Origin of the sequence: Yoonia vestfoldensis SKA53 (genome assembly GCF_000152785.1) — a bacterium.
Classification (GTDB): Bacteria; Pseudomonadota; Alphaproteobacteria; order Rhodobacterales; family Rhodobacteraceae; genus Yoonia; species Yoonia vestfoldensis_A.
Genome location: NZ_CH672414.1, coordinates 896,363 through 915,440, shown reverse-complemented (window position 1 = coordinate 915,440; position 19,078 = coordinate 896,363). Strand labels below are relative to the sequence as shown.

22 protein-coding genes are annotated in these 19,078 nt (G+C 56.9%); 11 read left to right on the top strand and 11 right to left on the bottom strand.

The window, feature by feature from the left end; all coding sequences use genetic code 11:
* Positions 1–74: 74 nt before the first annotated feature.
* From recG to SKA53_RS04440, 4 genes are all read right to left on the bottom strand, one after another.
* Positions 75–2,165 (bottom strand): ATP-dependent DNA helicase RecG, encoded by a 2,091-nt coding sequence (recG, locus tag SKA53_RS04455; RefSeq protein WP_007204866.1) that lies wholly within the window; start codon positions 2,163–2,165, stop codon positions 75–77.
* Positions 2,162–4,330, bottom strand: coding sequence for an NAD-dependent DNA ligase LigA (gene ligA / locus SKA53_RS04450; protein ID WP_007204865.1), 2,169 nt, complete (start codon positions 4,328–4,330; stop codon positions 2,162–2,164). Before ligA ends, recG begins: the two co-directional genes overlap by 4 nt.
* Positions 4,331–4,414: 84 nt before the next feature.
* Positions 4,415–5,128: a response regulator transcription factor CtrA gene (gene ctrA, locus SKA53_RS04445; protein WP_007204864.1), complete on the bottom strand. Its 714-nt coding sequence runs from the start codon at positions 5,126–5,128 to the stop codon at positions 4,415–4,417.
* 87 nt (positions 5,129–5,215) lie between these two features.
* Positions 5,216–5,494, bottom strand: a complete 279-nt coding sequence (locus SKA53_RS04440; protein WP_007204863.1) for a DUF1153 domain-containing protein — start codon at positions 5,492–5,494, stop codon at positions 5,216–5,218.
* A 129-nt stretch (positions 5,495–5,623) separates the two neighbouring features.
* Between SKA53_RS04440 and mnmA the strand changes: the two genes are divergently transcribed.
* Entirely contained in the window at positions 5,624–6,763 is a 1,140-nt protein-coding gene (gene mnmA / locus SKA53_RS04435) for a tRNA 2-thiouridine(34) synthase MnmA (protein ID WP_007204862.1), read from the top strand.
* 91 nt (positions 6,764–6,854) lie between these two features.
* Here mnmA and SKA53_RS04430 read toward each other — a convergent pair whose 3' ends face one another.
* Positions 6,855–7,202 (bottom strand): rhodanese-like domain-containing protein, encoded by a 348-nt coding sequence (locus tag SKA53_RS04430; protein ID WP_007204861.1) that lies wholly within the window; start codon positions 7,200–7,202, stop codon positions 6,855–6,857.
* Positions 7,203–7,326: 124 nt separating this feature from the next.
* Between SKA53_RS04430 and SKA53_RS04425 the strand changes: the two genes are divergently transcribed.
* The 6 genes from SKA53_RS04425 to SKA53_RS04400 are packed head-to-tail and all read left to right on the top strand — an operon-like array spanning position 7,327 to position 12,174.
* Positions 7,327–8,190, top strand: coding sequence for a hypothetical protein (locus tag SKA53_RS04425; protein ID WP_007204860.1), 864 nt, complete (start codon positions 7,327–7,329; stop codon positions 8,188–8,190).
* A gap of 36 nt (positions 8,191–8,226) precedes the next feature.
* A complete protein-coding gene (gene metA, locus SKA53_RS04420; protein WP_007204859.1) occupies positions 8,227–9,144 on the top strand; it encodes a homoserine O-acetyltransferase MetA in 918 nt (305 codons plus the stop codon).
* Positions 9,134–10,123 (top strand): alpha/beta fold hydrolase, encoded by a 990-nt coding sequence (locus SKA53_RS04415; RefSeq protein ID WP_007204858.1) that lies wholly within the window; start codon positions 9,134–9,136, stop codon positions 10,121–10,123. The genes metA and SKA53_RS04415 overlap by 11 nt, the downstream gene beginning before the upstream one ends.
* A 46-nt stretch (positions 10,124–10,169) precedes the next feature.
* Positions 10,170–11,039: a polyphosphate kinase 2 gene (gene ppk2, locus SKA53_RS04410; RefSeq protein ID WP_007204857.1), complete on the top strand. Its 870-nt coding sequence runs from the start codon at positions 10,170–10,172 to the stop codon at positions 11,037–11,039.
* Entirely contained in the window at positions 11,032–11,649 is a 618-nt protein-coding gene (locus SKA53_RS04405) for a TetR/AcrR family transcriptional regulator (RefSeq protein ID WP_007204856.1), read from the top strand. The genes ppk2 and SKA53_RS04405 overlap by 8 nt, the downstream gene beginning before the upstream one ends.
* 9 nt (positions 11,650–11,658) lie before the next feature.
* A complete protein-coding gene (locus SKA53_RS04400; protein ID WP_007204855.1) occupies positions 11,659–12,174 on the top strand; it encodes an acyloxyacyl hydrolase in 516 nt (171 codons plus the stop codon).
* 75 nt (positions 12,175–12,249) lie between these two features.
* Here the strand turns inward: SKA53_RS04400 and SKA53_RS04395 are convergent, their stop codons facing one another.
* From SKA53_RS04395 to SKA53_RS04385, 3 genes are read right to left on the bottom strand one after another with little or no spacing between them, the layout of a single operon-like run.
* Entirely contained in the window at positions 12,250–13,335 is a 1,086-nt protein-coding gene (locus SKA53_RS04395; RefSeq protein WP_040482792.1) for an ABC transporter ATP-binding protein, read from the bottom strand.
* A complete protein-coding gene (locus SKA53_RS04390) occupies positions 13,332–14,132 on the bottom strand; it encodes an ABC transporter permease (RefSeq protein ID WP_007204853.1) in 801 nt (266 codons plus the stop codon). The genes SKA53_RS04395 and SKA53_RS04390 overlap by 4 nt, the downstream gene beginning before the upstream one ends.
* Positions 14,129–15,001, bottom strand: coding sequence for an ABC transporter permease (locus SKA53_RS04385; RefSeq protein ID WP_007204852.1), 873 nt, complete (start codon positions 14,999–15,001; stop codon positions 14,129–14,131). The genes SKA53_RS04390 and SKA53_RS04385 overlap by 4 nt, the downstream gene beginning before the upstream one ends.
* Positions 15,002–15,036: 35 nt before the next feature.
* On the opposite strand from SKA53_RS04385, the gene SKA53_RS15505 reads away from it, so the two are divergent.
* A complete protein-coding gene (locus SKA53_RS15505; protein ID WP_165474485.1) occupies positions 15,037–15,210 on the top strand; it encodes a hypothetical protein in 174 nt (57 codons plus the stop codon).
* Between the two features lie 77 nt (positions 15,211–15,287).
* Here SKA53_RS15505 and SKA53_RS15400 read toward each other — a convergent pair whose 3' ends face one another.
* From SKA53_RS15400 to SKA53_RS04375, 3 genes are all read right to left on the bottom strand, one after another.
* A complete protein-coding gene (locus SKA53_RS15400) occupies positions 15,288–15,593 on the bottom strand; it encodes a hypothetical protein (RefSeq protein ID WP_131494575.1) in 306 nt (101 codons plus the stop codon).
* A gap of 478 nt (positions 15,594–16,071) precedes the next feature.
* Positions 16,072–16,356 (bottom strand): hypothetical protein, encoded by a 285-nt coding sequence (locus SKA53_RS15395; protein WP_207327919.1) that lies wholly within the window; start codon positions 16,354–16,356, stop codon positions 16,072–16,074.
* Positions 16,357–17,020: 664 nt separating this feature from the next.
* Positions 17,021–17,350 carry a DUF6626 family protein gene (locus SKA53_RS04375; protein WP_007204850.1) on the bottom strand — a complete coding sequence of 110 codons (330 nt, stop codon included), beginning with the start codon at positions 17,348–17,350 and terminating at the stop codon, positions 17,021–17,023.
* Positions 17,351–17,426: 76 nt separating this feature from the next.
* Here SKA53_RS04375 and SKA53_RS15155 point away from each other — a divergent pair, with 76 nt between their 5' ends.
* The 3 genes from SKA53_RS15155 to SKA53_RS04365 all read left to right on the top strand — a co-directional run bounded on the left by SKA53_RS15155 (position 17,427) and on the right by SKA53_RS04365 (position 19,065).
* Complete coding sequence (locus SKA53_RS15155; protein ID WP_007204849.1) at positions 17,427–17,978, top strand: hypothetical protein; 552 nt, start codon at positions 17,427–17,429, stop codon at positions 17,976–17,978.
* 297 nt (positions 17,979–18,275) lie between these two features.
* Positions 18,276–18,842 (top strand): tyrosine-type recombinase/integrase, encoded by a 567-nt coding sequence (locus SKA53_RS04370; protein ID WP_040482791.1) that lies wholly within the window; start codon positions 18,276–18,278, stop codon positions 18,840–18,842.
* 28 nt (positions 18,843–18,870) lie between these two features.
* Positions 18,871–19,065, top strand: coding sequence for a hypothetical protein (locus SKA53_RS04365; protein WP_131494573.1), 195 nt, complete (start codon positions 18,871–18,873; stop codon positions 19,063–19,065).
* Positions 19,066–19,078 lie beyond the last annotated feature (13 nt).

Genomic DNA, 19,078 nt, shown 5'->3' with positions numbered 1-19,078 from the left:
ATATTGAACCGTGGCTGTAAAGACTTTTTAAGAACATTTTAAGAACATTCTGCGCAAGATCGGTACGTGGGGCGTTAACCTATTGAAATCAAACGGATCGCGCGGTCCTGTTCCAAGAGCCACAGCAAGGCGCGGGCGGCCTGCCCGCGCGGCGTTTGCAGATCGGGGTCGTCATGCAGCAGCTTGCGCGCATCCGATTGCGCGACGGCCATCAGCCCCGCCTGCCGTTCTAGGTCGGCGATGCGGAACCGTGGCAGGCCCGATTGCGCGGTGCCGATGACATCGCCCGCGCCGCGCATGGCCAGGTCTTCTTCGGAGATGCGGAAACCATCCTCGGTCTCGCGCAGGATTTCGAGCCGCTTGCGGCCGTTCTCTGACAGGGGCGGTTGATAGATCAGCAAGCAGGTCGATGCCGCAGCCCCCCGCCCAACGCGGCCGCGCAGCTGGTGCAATTGCGCCAGACCAAAACTTTCGGCGCCTTCGATCATCATGATCGACGCGTTTGGCACGTTCACGCCCACCTCGATCACGGTTGTGGCCACCAGAACGCGGGTGTCGCCGCTGACGAACCGCGCCATGGCCGCGTCTTTTTCGGTGACAGGCATCTGGCCATGCACAAGCCCGACGACCGTATCGCCCAAAGCCGCCCGCAGGCGTTTGAACCGATCTTCGGCGGCGGTCATCTCGATGATCTCGCTTTCCTCGACCAAAGGGCAGACCCAATATGCCTGCCGCCCATCCGCGACAGCGGCGCGCAATTTTGCCACGATTTCATCCATCCGCGCAGCAGAGACCAGCGCGGTCTGCACCGGTTTGCGCCCGGGCGGTTTTTCATCCAGCACCGACACATCCATGTCGCCATATTGCGCCAGAGCGAGCGATCGCGGGATTGGCGTGGCCGTCATCACCAGCACATCGACCGCGCGCCCCTTGGCGCCCAGTTCCATCCGTTGCGCCACGCCGAAACGGTGCTGTTCGTCGATCACCGCCAGCCGCAGGTCATGGAAATGCACGTCTTTCTGGAACACCGCATGGGTGCCAACAAGGATCTGGATATCGCCTTGTGCCAAAGCGGCCAGTTTCGCGGCGCGATCGCGGCCCTTGTCGCGGCCGGTCAGCACATCAAGCCGGACACCGGCGGCAGCGGCCAGCGGCTCCAGCCCTGCGTAATGCTGCCGCGCCAAGATTTCGGTGGGCGCCATCATCACGCCCTGCCCGTCCGATTCCACCACCTGTAACAGCGCCATCATCGCAACGAGCGTCTTGCCCGACCCGACATCGCCCTGCAACAGCCGGTTCATCCGCAAAGGTGCGGCCAGATCGGCCCCGATTTCGGCAATGGCACGGGTCTGTGCGCCTGTCGGGCTGTAAGGCAAGGCGCCAAGGACGCGTTTTTGCAGCTGCCCGTCGCCCGCCGATGCCACCCCCTTGGCGCGGCGCGCATTGGCCCGCGCCAAGGCCAGCGTGATCTGATGCGCCATCAATTCATCATAGGCCAGCCGTGCGCGTGCCGGATGATGCGGCGACAGATCAACAGGCGATTGCGGATTATGCGCCAGATGCAGCGCCTGCGCCCAATCGGGCCAGCCTTCGCGCGCCTTTTGCGCAGGGTCGATCCAATCGGCCAGATCGGGCAGCAGCGCCAGTGCGGATCTTGTCGCTTTCCACATCACCTTTTGCGTCAGGCCGGCATGCAACGGATAGACCGGTTCAAAGGCGGGGATCGTGTCGGCATCCAGCGGGGGCAGCACATGATCGGGATGCACGATCTGCGCGATCCCGTCGAACAGTTCAAGCTTGCCCGACACCACCCGCCGCTGGCCCGTCGGCAGCAGCTTTTGCAGATAATCGCCGCGCAGGTGAAAAAACACGAGCTGAAACGATGTTTCCGCATCCTGCACCGTGATCCGGTAAGGTTTGCCCTTGGTCTTTGGCGGCAGATGCAGGCCGACCGTCACCTCGACCGTGACGATACAGGGCGCGATCACCTCGCGGATGGACGCACGGCGGCGGCGGTCCACGCCCGATACCGGCAGGGTCAGCAACAGATCGGCAGGTTTGGCGATACCCGCATCGCTCATTACCTGTGCTGTCTTGGCGCCCACCCCGTCCAGCCGCGTCAGCGTGCCAAACAGCGGGAAAAGAGCCTCTGGCCGGCCCGTCATGCGCTGCCGATCAGCGCAAGCCAGCCGTCCTCGTCCATGGTGCGGATGCCAAGGGCCTCGGCCTTGGCGGCTTTGGACCCGGCCCCCGGGCCTGCCACAAGGATATCGGTCTTGGCGCTGACCGATCCTGCGACCTTGGCTCCCAAGGATTCGGCGCGCGCCTTGGCCTCTGCGCGGGTCATCTTTTCCAGCGTGCCGGTGAACACCACGGTCAGGCCCGACACGGGGCTGTCGCTGGCGATCTTGGGCGCGTCTTGTACGTCAAGCTGGGCGACAAGGGCGGCGATGGATGCCGCCTCTGACGGGTTTTGCAGGGTTGTGATCAGCGATGTGGCCATCACGGCCCCCACGCCATCAATGCTGGTCAATGCGTCCCATGCGGGGCCTTGCCCGATGTGCGCCGCTTGCATCGCGGTCGCAAAACCCGCCCATGACCCGTAATGATTGGCCAAAAGTGCAGCCGAGCTTTCGCCGACATGCCGTATCCCCAAAGCATAGATCAGCCGGTTGAGCGCGATCGCGCGCTTATCATCGATGGCAGCAAACAGGTTGTCAGCGCTTTTCGCGCCCCAGCCTTCGCGGTTTTTCAGCTGTTGCAACCCCTGCCCATACCGCGCGCGCAGCGTAAAGATATCGACGGGGGTCGTGATCCAGCCATCGGCATGAAATTGTTCGACCTGCTTGGCGCCCAGACCTTCGATATCGAATGCCGCACGCGATACAAAATGTTTCAACCTTTCAACAGCTTGCGCGGGGCAAATCATCCCGCCGGTGCAGCGGCGAACCGCATCGCCCGGATCGCGGATCGCGGGTGATCCGCATTCGGGGCAGGTGTCGGGAAAGATATAGGGCGTGGCCCCTGCGGGCCTGCGCGCGCTATCGACATCTTTGATCTTGGGAATGACGTCACCGGCGCGGTAGACCTGCACCCAATCGCCGACGCGAATATCGCGGCCCTGCCGGATCGGCTGACCATCGCCGCCGCGCCCTGCGATGTAATCCTCATTATGCAGGGTCGCGTTGGACACGACGACCCCGCCAACGGTGACCGGCACCAGCCGCGCCACAGGTGACAGCGCACCGGTGCGCCCGACCTGAATATCAATGGCATCCAGCACGGTCCAGGCCAGTTCGGCGGGGAATTTATGCGCAATCGCCCAACGTGGCGTGGTGGAGCGGAACCCCAGCCTTTGTTGCAGCGCCAGATCATCGACCTTGTAGACAACGCCGTCGATGTCATAGCCAAGGCTGGCACGCTGCGCCTCGATCCCGCTATAGATTGCGATCAGATCGGCGGGGCTGTCGCAGGTCGCAGTCAGCGGGTTGGTGGCAAAGCCCAGTTCGGCCAGCCGCGCGATAGCCCCTGATTGGGTGGCAGCCAGCGGCGCAGACAGCGCCCCCCAGGCATAGGCAAAAAAACGCAACGGACGCGCGGCGGTGATACCCGCATCCAGCTGGCGCAATGAGCCTGCGGCGGCGTTGCGCGGATTGGCAAAGGTCTTGGCGCCCTTGTCGGCCTGCCGCGCGTTCAGGGCCGCGAAATCATCATGGCTCATGTAAACTTCACCGCGCACCTCCAGCACGGCGGGCGCGCCGGTCAGACGCTGGGGAATATCGGCGATGGTGCAGGCATTGGCGGTCACGTTTTCGCCCACCGCCCCGTCGCCGCGCGTGGCGGCTTGCACCAATACGCCGTCCTCATAGCGCAGCGACAGCGACAGCCCGTCGATCTTGGGCTCTGCGGTATAGCGCAAAGGCTGATCTGCCGTCAGCCCCAGATATTTGCGCAGACGTTCGTCAAAGTCGGTCACATCGTCGTCGCTGAATGCATTGCCCAGCGATAGCATCCGCACCGCATGCTGCACCTTCCCAAATCCGTCGGCCACCACGGCACCAACCTGATCGCTGGGGCTGTCGGCGCGTTTGAGCTCGCGAAAGCGCGCCTCGATCGCGGCGTTGCGCTGTTTCAGGGCGTCGTAGGCGGCATCACTGATCTCGGGGGTATCATTGCGGTGATAGGCAGTATTGGCTTGAGCCAAGGTTTGCGCCAAGCGGGCCAGCTCGACCATGGCCTCCGCTCGGGTCAAATCCGCAACGGCGATGGTTGCGGTATCATGATCCTGTTTTGATGTGCTCACCACCTGCCCCCACTTCACGCGCGTCATGCCGCGCGCCAGATAGTGTTACGCAGGCCAGCCGCCAAGGTCCAGCCGACAAACTGGACCCGGCGGCAACGGCGGATGCTGGGTTTATGCCCCGATGGCCAGTTTTGCGGCAGGTTTCACAGATTCCGGATCGCGCAGGACATAGCCGCGCCCCCAGACGGTTTCGATATTGTTTTCACCATCTGCCGCTTCGGATAATTTCTTGCGCAGCTTGCAGATGAAGACATCGATGATCTTCAATTCAGGTTCATCCATACCGCCATAAAGGTGGTTCAGGAACATTTCCTTGGTCAGCGTCGTGCCCTTGCGCAGCGATAACAATTCCAGCATCTGGTATTCCTTGCCGGTCAGATGCACGGTATTTCCGGCCACTTCGACCGTCTTGGCATCCAGGTTCACGGCGATCTGCCCGGTGCGGATAATGGATTGCGCATGCCCTTTGGACCGGCGGATAATTGCATGAATCCGCGCGACAAGCTCTTCGCGGTGGAACGGTTTTGTCAGGTAATCATCCGCGCCAAACCCGAAGCTTTTCAGCTTGCTTTCAGTGCCATCATCACCGGTGAGGATCAGGATCGGCGTGTCGATCCTGCTTAGCCGTAGCTGGCGCAAAACCTCATGTCCGTTAATGTCCGGCAGGTTCAGGTCCAGCAGGATCAGGTCGTAATCGTAAAGCTTGGCCAAATCGATGCCTTCTTCGCCAAGATCGGTGGTATACACATTTAAATTGGCATGGGTCAGCATCAATTCGATACTTTTCGCCGTTGTAGGGTCATCTTCAACCAGCAGCACGCGCATAGGGATTCTCCACTCTTACAATTACGTCTCACCTTTGTCGAAAAAGGTTAACCACGTGTTACCAACGCAGAATTCTACGGACGCACCCTATGGCTGTCTATACCGCTGTAATGCTGTTGCTTTTAGGGCAACCTCGCCATGCGCGGTGACAGCAGCCTCCCAGGCGGCCATTTCCTCTTCGGACAGGTCATAGGTTTCCAAGGCTTCGGTGCGCGTGATCAGCCCATGCATCACCGCCCGCACAACAGCGGCCTTGCGCGATGCGACCCAGCGGCTGGTCGTCTTGTCCGGCAGGTCGGCGCGTGTCATCGTTGACCCGTCTGGCAGGGTGACGGCACGCCGCCCTTCGATCTTTCGCAAATACATGTGGCACCCCTTTCAGGAAACTCCCGCAGATGATATGCCGAGCGCAACTTAATGAGAGGTGTAGCCGCACCTTGAGAATGCATAGCATTTTCCTATATTTCGACCTGTTCTTGAACCGACGGACCTGCCATGCCCCTTGAATCCCCGATCAACTCGCTTGGTTTTGCCAAGGCCCCTGCCGATACCCGCGTCGTCGTGGCGATGTCGGGCGGCGTGGATTCATCCGTCGTCGCCGCCAAACTGGCCGAAGAAGGCTATGATGTCGTCGGCGTGACCTTGCAACTTTACGACCACGGGGCGGCGCTGGCGAAAAAAGGCGCGTGCTGCGCGGGCCGCGATATCCATGATGCGCGCCGCGTGGCCGAAGAAATGGGATTTCCGCATTATGTGCTGGATTATGAAAACACCTTCCGCGAAGCGGTGATGGATGAATTCGCCGACAGCTATCTGGGTGGTGCAACCCCTGTGCCCTGCATCCGCTGCAATGAACGGGTGAAATTCAAGGACCTGCTGCAAACCGCCCGCGATCTGGACGCCGATTGCATGGCGACCGGCCATTACATCCAGCGCAAGATGGGCGTGCAGGGTGCCGAATTGCACAGCGCTGCCGATGCGGCCAAGGATCAAAGCTATTTTTTGTTCTCAACGACGCAAGACCAGCTTGATTACCTGCGCTTTCCGTTGGGCCATCACAAAAGCAAGGATGAAACCCGTGCTTTGGCCGCCAAATACGGGCTCAGCGTGGCAGATAAACCCGACAGTCAGGATATCTGCTTTGTCCCCAACGGCGATTACGCCGCCGTGATCGAAAAACTGCGCCCCGGTGCAGCAAGCCCCGGCACGATCGTGGATATCAACGGGCAGGTGCTGGGCCAGCACAACGGCGTGATCCATTACACCGTGGGCCAGCGGCGCGGGCTTGGCATCGGCGGTCTGGCCGATCCGCTTTATGTGGTACGGCTGGATGTGGACAAAAAACAGGTCATCGTCGGGCCAAAGGACATGCTGGCCACCCGCCGCGTGCCGTTGCGCGAAATCAACTGGATCGGCGGGGGCAAGCTGACCGATATCGCAGAACGCCAGATCGCGGTGCGCGTGCGCTCCACCCGCCCTCCGACGGACGCGATCCTGCGCCCGATCTCGGACACCGAGGCAGAGGTCGAATTGCTGGTTGCCGAACAAGGCGTCTCGCCCGGGCAGGCCTGCGTGTTTTACGACACCGACAGCACCCGTGTGCTGGGCGGCGGCTGGATCTGGCGCGGACAATAAACCCCGCGCCCGCTGGCCCCGCCCCTGACTTCTTATTTCCAAAAATACTCATCTTGTCCCGGACGTTGTCCGGGAAAAGAGGCAGCGCGGCCTAGCGTGCCCCGCGATAGGCTTTCAACCCGCCCGCGATGAATTTGGCGTTTTTATACCCCATCGCTTTGAGGCTGGCCGCCGACAGCGCGCCACGGTTGTTGGCATTGCAATAGCACAAGATCGTCGTTTCAAGATCGGGCAGCACAGTTTCGATATTCATCTCCAGCTTGCCACGGCTGACATGCACCGACCCCGCGATGTGATCCACGTCATGTTCTTCCTTGTCGCGGATATCCAGCGCCACCGCTCCCGCTGCGATTAGGCTGTCAACCGCGCTGGCGGGGACTTCGTCGGTCTGCGCGCGTGCGGCATCAGCCATTGCCTGAAACTTGCTGGTATATTGCATTTGCTGTCATCCTTTTGAACCTTGCAGCAGGCATAGCCGCCACAGCCGTATCGGATCGGTGACATTATCACCAATCGCGCAAAAATCGCTGGCAGATTAGCGCCGCCAGCATTACCCAAGGGCCATGATTTATACATCCGCCTCTGACTGGCGCGCCGCGCCGCAAAAACGGGTCCTGTTCTTCGCAATGTCGGGGCTGGGCAAGACCTATCTGTCCAGCATGCTGCGCCAGACCGGCGACTGGTTCCATTATTCCATCGATTACCGGATCGGCACGCGGTATATGGGCGAATATATCGCCGACAATGCCAAACGCGAGGCGATGAAAGTGCCGTTCCTGCGCGACCTTTTGCGCAGCGACAGCATCTATATCGGGTCGAACATTTCGTTCAACGACCTGCGGCCGATGTCGTCCTATCTGGGCAAACCGGGCGATCCGGCCAAGGGCGGGCTGCCTTGGGATGAATACACCCGCCGTCAGGACCAGTTCCAGCGCGCCGAAGTGGCGGCGCTGCATGACACCGGCCATTTCATCACACGCTCGCATGATCTTTACCAATATCCGCATTTCGTCTGCGATACCGGCGGGTCGATCTGCGAATGGGTCGATGTCACCGATCCGAATGATCCGATCATGACGGATTTGGCGTCCAAGACGCTGATGGTCTGGATCGAAGGCACAGACGCCCATACTGCCGAATTGATCCGCCGGTTTGACCGCGAACCCAAACCGATGTCCTATGATCCGGTGTTCTTGCTGGCGACATGGACCGCCTATCTGGCGGAATTCAACGCAGCCCCAGATGATGTGGACCCTGATGATTTTATCCGCTGGGCCTTTGCCAAGGCTTTGGCGCATCGTCAGCCGCGTTACAAGGCGATGGCGGATCGCTGGGGGATCACCGTCGCGCAGGATGATGTGGCACAGGTCAAGGATGCCGCGGGTTTTATCGACATGATCGCTCAGGCCCTTGAGAAGCGTGGGTGACGGGCTTATCTGCACCGTTCTGCAAGGATAACGTTCATGCCAATTAAATTGCCATCCGCCCTGCCCGCCTATGATGTCCTGTCCAAAGAAGGCGTCATGGTGCTGGACGAGGTGACTGCCGCGCGCCAAGATATCCGCCCCTTGCGGATCGCATTGCTGAACCTGATGCCCAAGAAAATCCAGACCGAAAACCAGTTCGCCCGCCTGATCGGGGCGACACCTTTGCAGATCGAGTTTTCACTGATCCGGATGAGCGAACACCAGACCCGCAACACCGCCGCCGAACATATGGAAGAGTTTTACAAACCCTTTTCCGATGTACGCGACGAAAAATTCGACGGGCTGATCATCACCGGCGCGCCGATCGAACATCTGCCGTTTCACGATGTCACCTATTGGGACGAGCTGACGCAGGTCTTTGACTGGACCCAGACCCATGTGCATTCCACCTTTGGCGTCTGCTGGGGCGGGATGGCGATGATCAATTATTTCCACGGGGTCGAAAAACACCTGCTGGACCAAAAACTGTTCGGCTGCTTGCACCATCACACCACTGCCGCCGGTTCCCCCTATCTGCGCGGCTTTTCGGATGATTGCGTGATCCCCGTCAGTCGCTGGACCGAAATGCGTCAGGATGAGATCGACGCCGTGGCGGGGCTGAAAACCCTGATCACCAGCGCCGAGGCCGGGCCGGCGCTGGTCGAGGATGCAGCACATCGCGCGCTCTATATCTTTAACCATTTCGAATATGATACGACCACGCTCAAACAGGAATATGACCGCGATATCGCCAATGGCACGCCGATCAATGTGCCGGTCAATTACTATCCGGGTGACGACCCGTTGCAGGCACCACAGAACCGCTGGCGCAGCCATGCGCATCTTCTTTATGGCAATTGGATCAACGAAATCTATCAGACCACCTATTTCGATCTGGATAAAATTGGCACTTAAGGCGATCACCCTTGGCGCGTTCGCGCTGGGCCTTGGGGCGGTGCTGACCACTGGCATTGCCGCGCTGCGCGCTGACAGGATCACAGCGGCCTTTCCGCCGGTGGGCAACTTTGTCGAGGTGACAGGCGGGCGCGTTCATTATGTGCAGGCGGGGCAAGGGCCGGATGTAATCTTGTTGCATGGCGCGGGCGGCAATCTGCGCGATTTCACCTTTTCGCTGATGGATCACCTGACCGACCGCTACCGCGTGACCGCCTTTGACCGCCCCGGCATGGGCTATACCGACCGGGTGCCGGGGATCGCGACAGGCGCTTTTGTCACTGAAGGCGACAGCCCCGCAGCACAGGTTGCCATGCTGCGCGAGGCGGCAGGCGCTTTGGGCATCACCGCACCAATCGTCGTCGGGCATAGTTTCGGTGGCATTGTTGCCCTGGCATGGGCCACGACCGGTCTGGACCGCGTTGATCCGACCAATGCCAGCGCGGTGGTATCTTACGGCGGTGTTGCCATGCCCTGGCCCGGCGACCTTGGGTCTTATTACATGGTCAACGGCAGCGCGCTGGGCGGTGTGGTGATCCCGCTGATCAGCGCCTTTACTCCCAAAAGCAAGGTGGATGATGTTGTCGCCACCACCTTTGCGCCCCAAGCGCCGCCCGCGGGCTATATCGCCCATCTGGGGGGCGAGCTGGCTCTACGCCCCGGCGCGTTTCGCGCCAATGTGCGGCAGGTCAATACCCTGCGCCCCTTTGTCGTAGAGATGGCGGAGCTTTACCCGCAGATCACGATCCCGATTGAAATCATCCATGGCACCGCCGATACGGTCGTGCCGATCCATGTGCATGCCGAAGAGCTGATCAAGATCGCGCCCACCGCCAATCTGGTCCGGCTGGAGGGCATCGGCCACCAGCCTCATCATTCCCGCCAGCCTGAGGCGATTGCCGCCATCGACCGCGCCGCAGCCCGCGCCGGATTGCGCTAGGCGGCGCGCACCCCCATACTGGTGCGACAAACCGCGAAAGAATTTCATGGAACGGCCATTCGACGGCGCGATCAGCCGCTATTTTAACCAAGACGCGCCGCAGGCCATCCGTGACCTGATCAAGGGTAGGGCCAAGGATGGCATCCTCAACCCGCACTTTCCCTATGACAGTCGGTACGACAAGGATGATTACACCGATGCGATGAACCGGCTTCAGGTCGAATTGGTCAGGATGCAGGCCTGGGTCCGCGACACCGGCCAACGCGTTGTGGTGGTTTTTGAGGGACGCGACGCCTCAGGCAAAGGGGGCACGATCAAACGGTTCCGCGAAAACCTCAACCCGCGCGGCGCGCGCCTTGTTGCCCTGCCCAAGCCCAGCGATCACGAGGCGGCCCAATGGTATTTCCAACGCTATGTCGCGCATCTGCCCGCCAAGGGCGAAATCACCCTGTTCGACCGCAGCTGGTACAATCGCGGCGTTGTCGAACATGTGTTCGGGTTCTGCACGCCGGAACAGCGCGCCTGCTGGTTTGCGCAGCTTCCTCAATTCGAGCATATGCTGGCCAATGAAGGGATCATCCTGTTCAAGATCTGGCTCAATATCGGGCGGGCGACGCAATTGCAGCGGTTTCTGGACCGCGAGCAAGACCCTCTCAAGCAATGGAAACTCAGCCGGATTGATGTTGACGGTTTGGCGCTGTGGGATGCGTATTCTGACGCGATCCGCGAAACGCTGGACCGGACCCATCTGACATTTGCACCCTGGACCGTCGTGCGGGGCGATGACAAGCTGCGCGCGCGGATAAATGTGATCAGGTCGATCCTGCATCAGCTTGATTACAAACGCAAAGATGTCGATGCTTTGGGTGTTATGGACCCCAAAATCGCCGGTGGCCCCGATCTGTGGCATGACTAAGCGGGGCTATCATCACGGCAATCTGCGCGCCGCATTGATCGACGGCTGTCTGCGGCTGATCGAAATACGCGGGCCAACAGGGTTCACCCTATCCGAAGCCGCGCGCGAGGCAGGTGTCACCCCCGCGGCGGTCTATCGGCATTTCGCCGGGCGTGAAGACTTGATCGCCGCTGCCGCCCAAGAAGGCTATGCCATTTTCGCCGATCTGATGGACCATGCTTTTGCGGATGGGCAACCGTCGGCGCTGGCGGCGTTCGGGGCGACGGGGCGGGCCTATCTGGCCTTTGCGCGGCGCTATCCGGGGCATTACATCGCAATGTTCGAATCGGGCGTGTCGATCAACCATTCGCCGGAATTACATGCCGTGGCGACCCGCGCGATGGGCGTGCTCGAAAAGGCGGCAGCCGCGCTCAGCCAACATATCCCCGCCGACAAACGCCCGCCTGCGCAGATGTTCAGCGCCCATGTCTGGGCGATGTCGCATGGGGTGGTGGAATTGTTCGCGCGCGGCAATCCGGGCCGGACAAGTCCCTTTCCCCCCGATGACCTGCTGGAAACCGGCATTGGCATCTATCTGCGCGGGCTTGGCCTGCTTGACCCCGATACATAGGATCACATCATGGACGGAACTTTCGCGATCATCTTTTTCATCACCGGTCTGACCGATACCTATCTGAATGAATGTCCAACCGGCTGCTACCAGCTGCAAGAGGCGCCCGCGCGTGCGGCTTTGCAGATCAGCGACGTGGTCTTTCAGGACGACAGCATCAGCGAGGAAATCTATGTCACCTATGATCTGGCGCGCCGGTACGGCGTGTTCCAGCCGGTGATCGGGGCCAGTGCGACCAGTGACGGCAGCCTGTGGGTCGGGGCTGGTGCAAAATGGACGACACAAAAGGTGATCGACGGGCCATTTTTTGTCGAGGCGTCTTTCATGCCGGGGCTTTACGCGCAGGGCGATGGGCCGGACCTTGGGCTGCCCTTGGAATTCCGCAGCGCGCTGGGTGTCGGCTATAGCTTTGACAATGGCGCAACGCTGAGCGTGCTGGCGGATCACCGGTCCAATGGCGATCTGAAGGATCTCAATCCGGGGCTGGAAACGCTGGGGCTGCGCTTTGCCATGGTGCTCGACTGACCCGATCTTCCGAGCCTAAATATCCCCCGCGGAGCGCCGGCGCAGCCGGACAGGTAAGGTGGACTTCACGCCACCCTACGCCAGAATAACCAGCGACCGTTCGTCCCAAACCACCTTGGTCCTGGTGCCGACATCCAGCACCGGCCTGCCGATCAGGTTTTTCATCGCGATATTCAGCGGCTGGTCCACGCCTGCAATGCGCACGTCGTAATAGGTCATGTCACCGTAATAGACGACCTCGTCCACCACGCCGTCGATCAGCTTGCGCTCGGTTGTTTCACCCGCAAACAAGATGGCCAGTGTCTCGGGGCGCACACCAGCCACGGCGGCCCCTTTGTGCAGCGCCATGGGCGCCTGTTCGGCATTCACCGACACACGCCCAAGACCGGCAACATCGACATCGATCGTGTCACCGACCTGCAGCACATCAGCGCGCAAAAAGTTCATCTTGCCGATGAATTCTGCAACCCGCCGCGAATTGGGGCGACGGTAGAGCGTTTCGGGATCAGCCAATTGCCCGATCTCGCCTTCGAACATCACGGCGATCCGGTCGGACATGACCAAGGCTTCTTCCTGATCATGGGTGACCAGAATAAAGGTAATGCCGACATGGCGTTGCAGGCGGATCAGTTCGACCTGCATCTGTTCGCGCATCTTTTTGTCCAGCGCGGACAAAGGCTCATCCAGCAACAAAACCTTGGGTTTCAGGATCAGCGCGCGCGCCAGGGCGACCCGCTGACGCTGCCCCCCCGACAGGGCATGCGAGGCGCGCTTGCCATAGCCGGACAAGCCAACCATGGCCAAGGCATCTTCGACCATCTTGGCCTTGTCGTCCTTGTTCAGATCAGTGCGCTTGCGCAGGCCAAAGGCCACATTCTCCGCCACGCTCAGATGCGGAAAGATCGCATAAGATTGAAACACCATATTGGTCGGGCGCAAATTGGCGGAGACGCCGCGCATATCCTTGCCGCCGATCATCACGACCCCGTCGGACACATCCTCGAGGCCCGCGATGGTGCGCAGCAATGTGGTCTTGCCACAGCCCGACGGCCCCAGAAGCGAGAAAAACTCGCCCGTATTGATCGTCAGGTCGATGTCACGCAAAGCATGATAATCGCCGTAATATTTATTGACGCCCTTGAGCGTGATCAAAGCTGTCAAAGAAAGCCCCCTTTGTCTTTTACACCGGCGCGGGCCATGCCGCGGCGGCGCAAAAGCTCTGCAATGGTCAACAAGATGATCGACAGCGCAACCATAATGGTGCCAAGCGCCATGACAACGGGCAGTGACGCCGGAAACCGCATCAAGCCCCAGATATAGACCGGCATCGTCTGGCTGGTGCCGGACAAAAAGAACGCGATGATGAATTCATCCAGCGAAATGGTAAAGGCGATCAGCATGCTGGAAATGATCCCCGGCATCACCAAGGGCAGCGTGACCAGACGAAAGGCCGAAAACCGGCTTTCGCCCAGATCCATTGCAGCTTCTTCCAGGCTGGGGTCGAGGTTCTGGAATGCGCCGTTCAGGATGGCGATGCAGAAAGGTGTGCAGATCAGCACATGGGCCGCGATGATCGTCCAGTTCGACAGGCCCATATCGAAAATCTGCACCACCACCACCAGCAAGGACACAGCGACGATGATTTCAGGCAAAACCAAGGGCAGCATGATGAACCCCATGATCCCCGCCTTGACCGGAAAGTGGTACATCGCCCCTGCCCTTGCGGCACAGATTCCCAGCAAGGTGGACAGGACCGCCGTCATCACCGCGATGAACAGCGAATTCTTGACCGCCGTGTGCAGCGACCGGTTGGTCATCAACTCGCCAAACCAATCGGTGGTGAAACCCGACAGCGGAAAGGCTATGATCGTCGCGTCATTGAAGGCAAAGATCGGCAACAGCACGATCGGCGCATAAAGAAACACCAAATAGGCAATGGCATAAATACGCAGGCTCATGACCGGCCCCGCAGCCAGCGCCGGTTGAGCAAGATGAACACAAGGCTGATCGCCGTGACCGACAGCATCGCCACCACCGCCAGTGCCGCGCCCAACGGCGCATTATTCAGCGCCAGAAATTGGGTTTGGATCATGTTGGCAATCAGCTTGCCACCGGCCCCGCCCATCAATTCAGGGGTGACATAATCGCCAATGGTCGGGATAAACACGATCAGCACCGCCGCCACCACGCCCGGCATCGCCAAGGGCAAGGTCACGCGGAAAAACGTCATCACCTTGTTTTCCCCCAGATCGCGCGAAGCTTCGAGCAGGGACCGGTCGATCTTTTCCAAAGCTACGAAAATCGGCAGGATCGCAAAGGGCGCAAAGGCATGGGCAAGGGTGATGATCACCGCGTTGATATTGTACAAGATGAACGTCAGCGGTTCATCAATCAGACCGATATTCAATAAGCCAGTGTTGATCACGCCGTTATACCCCAGGATCACCTTCCACAAAAACACGCGGATCAGATAAGAGGTCCAGAACGGGATCGTGATCAGGAACAGCCATAGCGATTTGCGGTCGGGGCGCACATGGAACGACACGAAATAGGCAATCGGAAAGGCCAAAAGCACCGTGACCATTGTCACCACCGCCGACACAAACAGCGAGCGTTGCAGCAGCGCGCCATAGATCGGCTGTTCGATGATCTGGCGATAATTGTTCAGCGTGAATGTCGTATCGACATCCATGAAATCCTGGGTCCAGAAACTGAACAAGATGATCGCCCCCAGCGGGAAGGCCATCAACAGCAGCGCATAGAAAAACGGCGGGCTGATCAGTAACAGCCCACGCCCGCCCTCGGATGATGTCAGTTTGTTGAACATGGGCCGATCTTCATTGTCATGCGGGAAAGATCAACATGAAACTCGCGTTAACAGAGATATCAGCGACGGAAATTTTACCATTTGCTGCATTTTTAGCCAATATTGTCCAAGGGTCCGAAACCAAAAAAGGCCTGCAAGATGCAGGCCTTTTTCGAAATGTGAGCAGCTTAACGCTTGGCTATTCGGTATTTCAAAAAAGACAACAATAACATATATTTAGAGTGCTCTCACATAGTATGCTAAAAAAATGCGACTATTTGAACTGTAGTCCGTTTCAGGTGCATCGCTATTTAAATATACACCACTCCATTGTGCGCGTAATTAAGCCAGAACGATAACTCCATAGCACGTAAATTCCTCCATCATATCTTACCACATTCCGATAATTGCCAATCTTTGTCCCATTGTTGCTTGTCTCTACAGCCAACTTTGCTACATCACCGCGATATTTGTATCCGCCATAACGCTGACAATCCCCATCAACCAACGCGTCTTTGATATTCGACAAGCGAAAAAAATCTCTCGTTGTGTCAGCATACGCCGAAAAGCCCATGCAACTAAAAGCAATTGCAGCCAATAAGATAAATCTCATGATTCCTCCTTTTTACTTCAGCCTGACTGCGCAATTTATAAAAAGCGGCGTTTAACCTATTTCTTACAAGCATCACTATGCCAGTGAGCCCCTTGTGCAACTAAGGCTTCGCTACCATACAAATCGCCACATATCACGCCAAAAACGCACACATAGTGCCCTACTCGCGTGTAGCAGCCAACAGCAACCACACTGCCCTCACCCCCACTGTACGCTTGCTACACACGCTGTGCGCCACCACCGCAACGTCATCCTTACATCGTTTTCCGATGTAAGCACTACTTGGGCGCTATGGGCTTGATGGCTTGTATAGGTTCGAAGTCTTGCTGTGTTGGCGCTGTTTGGGTTGGCTTGGGGGTGTTGGCAGAATTGAGTATAGGCAACGTTGGCAACTGCTTGGCACGCTTTGGCTGTACGGTTTTCACCTTCACACCATCAATGTCACGTGCCTCGTCTGCAATCATTGTCGCCATCAAAATTAATCACATTTTTCAAAAAAATGTTCAGCAGCGCTACTTCGACTCATCCAAAAGTCGTCAACCCAAACCCTCATTAAGCCTCTTCCATCAACTTCGATATCTGTAAATCCATAAGAACTTAAATCGCCGTATACTTTGTCACCAACCCAAATAGCCCAAGTTCCCCCGTACCATTCTAACAGACTATAGCCATTAATTGTCTCAACGACGAAGTAATCACAGCCTGGCATATCTTCTGCGGCAATAACTCCGACATCAGCGCTTGTTGCTGTCGCATAAATCATTATTGAAAACACGAATGGGCAAATGTTTGTGACTTTTAGCATTTTCCAAATCTCGCTATGCCACTCATCCAAAGCAGCGTTTAACCTATTCAAACACAATAAATCTGCAGTTTTCCAGAAAAAATCGCACACACAGCCCTCTATTGCTGTGTAGCACTTAACGCACCCTACCCTCAAACTCTCGCCATACAGCAAGCACACACGTACTATACGCCACTACTGCAACGTCTTCTTACATCGTTTTCCGATGTAAGCACTACTTGGGTGCTATGGGCTTGGTGGCTTGTATGGGTTCGAAGTCTTGCTGAGATACTTGCGGTGCTGACGCTTGCTGTGTTGGCACTGCTTGGGTTGGCTTGGGTGCATTGGTAGACTTGGGCATAGGCACTGTTGGCAACGGCTTGCTACGCTTTGCTGCTTTCACCTTCACGCCCTCAATGTCTCGTGCCTCGTCTGCAATCATTGTCGCCATCAAACGCAGCACCTCCAAACGCACTGCTGCTTGCTCCTCACTTGTTATGCTGCGTATTGCATTTAACGCACGTTGCACATCAGCCAAAGCAGTCACTGTGACACCCCCATATGTGCCAAACTGCCACCCCAAAACTGTAAGTAGTTCCCTACCAAAAACCGCAGCACGTTTTTTCTACGTGTAAAACCCATTTCACACAGCGCCCATTCGTTCTGCTGCTTGCCACTTTGTCCGTGCTTGTTCGTTTAGTGCCGTTGTGCATTTGCTGTGCAGCACTGCAAAGCGCTGTGCCCACTGCTTGTGCTTGCTGTCACTGCTGCGTTCCAATCTCTGTGTGTAGTAATTCAATTTACTTGCACACACTGCCAACGCATCTGCACTTGGCTGCAACTGCTGGAAGCGCAGAACACGCATATAACTTGCGTTCTTGCCCAACCACGCCACGCAAAACTCTTGTTCGCCTTGCACTGCATTTGTAGCCATCAATGCATTTTTAATCTCATCCAAAACCGTTTTCGTCATCAAATTCTCCTCTGCGCATAAATACACAGCAGCACTGTGTTGGTGTTTGCACACGAGTATTTAGTGGAATTGATGGATGAGAAATTACAACGCGAACGACATACAGACGTTTTTCGATGCACACGCACACTTGGCGCAGTTCTATATCGTTGCGCACACAAACATTTGCCCAGCACGTTTGTCAGCCCAAACGCTGCACACACGTGTGCAAACTGCAAAGCAAGACTTACGGCACACACTCAATGTGCTTGCTACAACGCTGCATCCAAACCAACCAAACTGTGTGCGCCGCAAGCCGCATCTCTATCGCCCACTCGCACTTACAACCATCGAAGCCGTCAACACAGCGCAAGCAGCAGCACTCACAACACATTTCAACATCATATTAGGCAATATCCCCAAGCACTTTAGGCAAGCAGAAACGATTGACGGCATATTTAGGAATACTTGGACAAACTGTAGGCAAAGCGAAGACGTGCAGACACAAGCAATAACAGGCAGCAGCAAAGGCTTAAACTTCTACGTTCTAAAAGAGGCACATTATGACAAGCAGAAGATTGTAGGCGACATAAGCACTTGGGACATAGACAACACATTTATTCCCCACGCTGCTGTTTATGCAGACTGAAGTTAGCAGAGACAGTTTAGACGACAGCACACGCCGTTTGCTTGGGGACGGCGTAGTGTTTCGTATTGCTTACAACACAGTATTTCAAACACACTCAAACAAAACAGTAGGTTCAAACACACTGTTTAGACACAACACACTGCAAATAAACGAGAATGTCATACTATTAGTATTATATGATATTCTGCTTTAACCAATTGAAATCGAACAATTCAATTTTTTCAAATCAATCGTTGTCCAAACACAATGTCAGAAAATATAATAAACACACGGAAAACAACATATTTAGGACAAACAATGCGACAAGCACAGACGTTGAAAGACGCAGAGATTAAGCGTGTGTTGGCTTACTGCGCAACACGTCAGCACAACGCGCGTGATACCACCATCGTCGTATTCAGTATAAACGCTGGCTTACGAGCAAAGGAACTTGCTGCACTTCGTGTTGGCGACGTGTATGACGAACAAGGTGCTGTGCGAAACAGTTTTGTGCTTGCTGCTGAACAGACAAAGGGCAGATGCACACGCACAGTATATTTGAACAAGACGCTGCAAAGACAACTTGCACAGTATCGCACTGCCCTACGCAACACAGCGCCATCAGCAGCACTGTTCTACAGCCAAAAAGGCAATTTCTTCAGCGCCAACACAATGTGCCAACTGCTGCTCAACATCTATAAAACGTGCAGTTTGAAAGATGCAAGTTCGCACAGCGGCAGGCGCACGTTTATTACACGCTTGGCAAACAAAGGCGTTGGGGTGCGTGTGCTTGCAGAACTTGCTGGGCACAGCAGCATTTCAACAACACAGCGATATATTGACGTAAATGCAGAACAGTTGGCAAACGCTGTTGAGTTGGTGTAAGTTGAATTATTACGCTGCGGAGCAGAACATGAACATTGACGAAATTTTTGCGCTTTTTTTTATGGCTTTTATTTGGCTAATCGCGCCATCTATTATCATTCATTACAAAGGCAGACGTTGGTGGGCTTGGCTTCCAATCGCATTGTTTTTGCCAGGTGCATTCTTAATAATTGCTATTTTTATGCATGGCGCTAACAAAGATGGCAAAAATACAATAAGCTAAATTTAGCACTCCT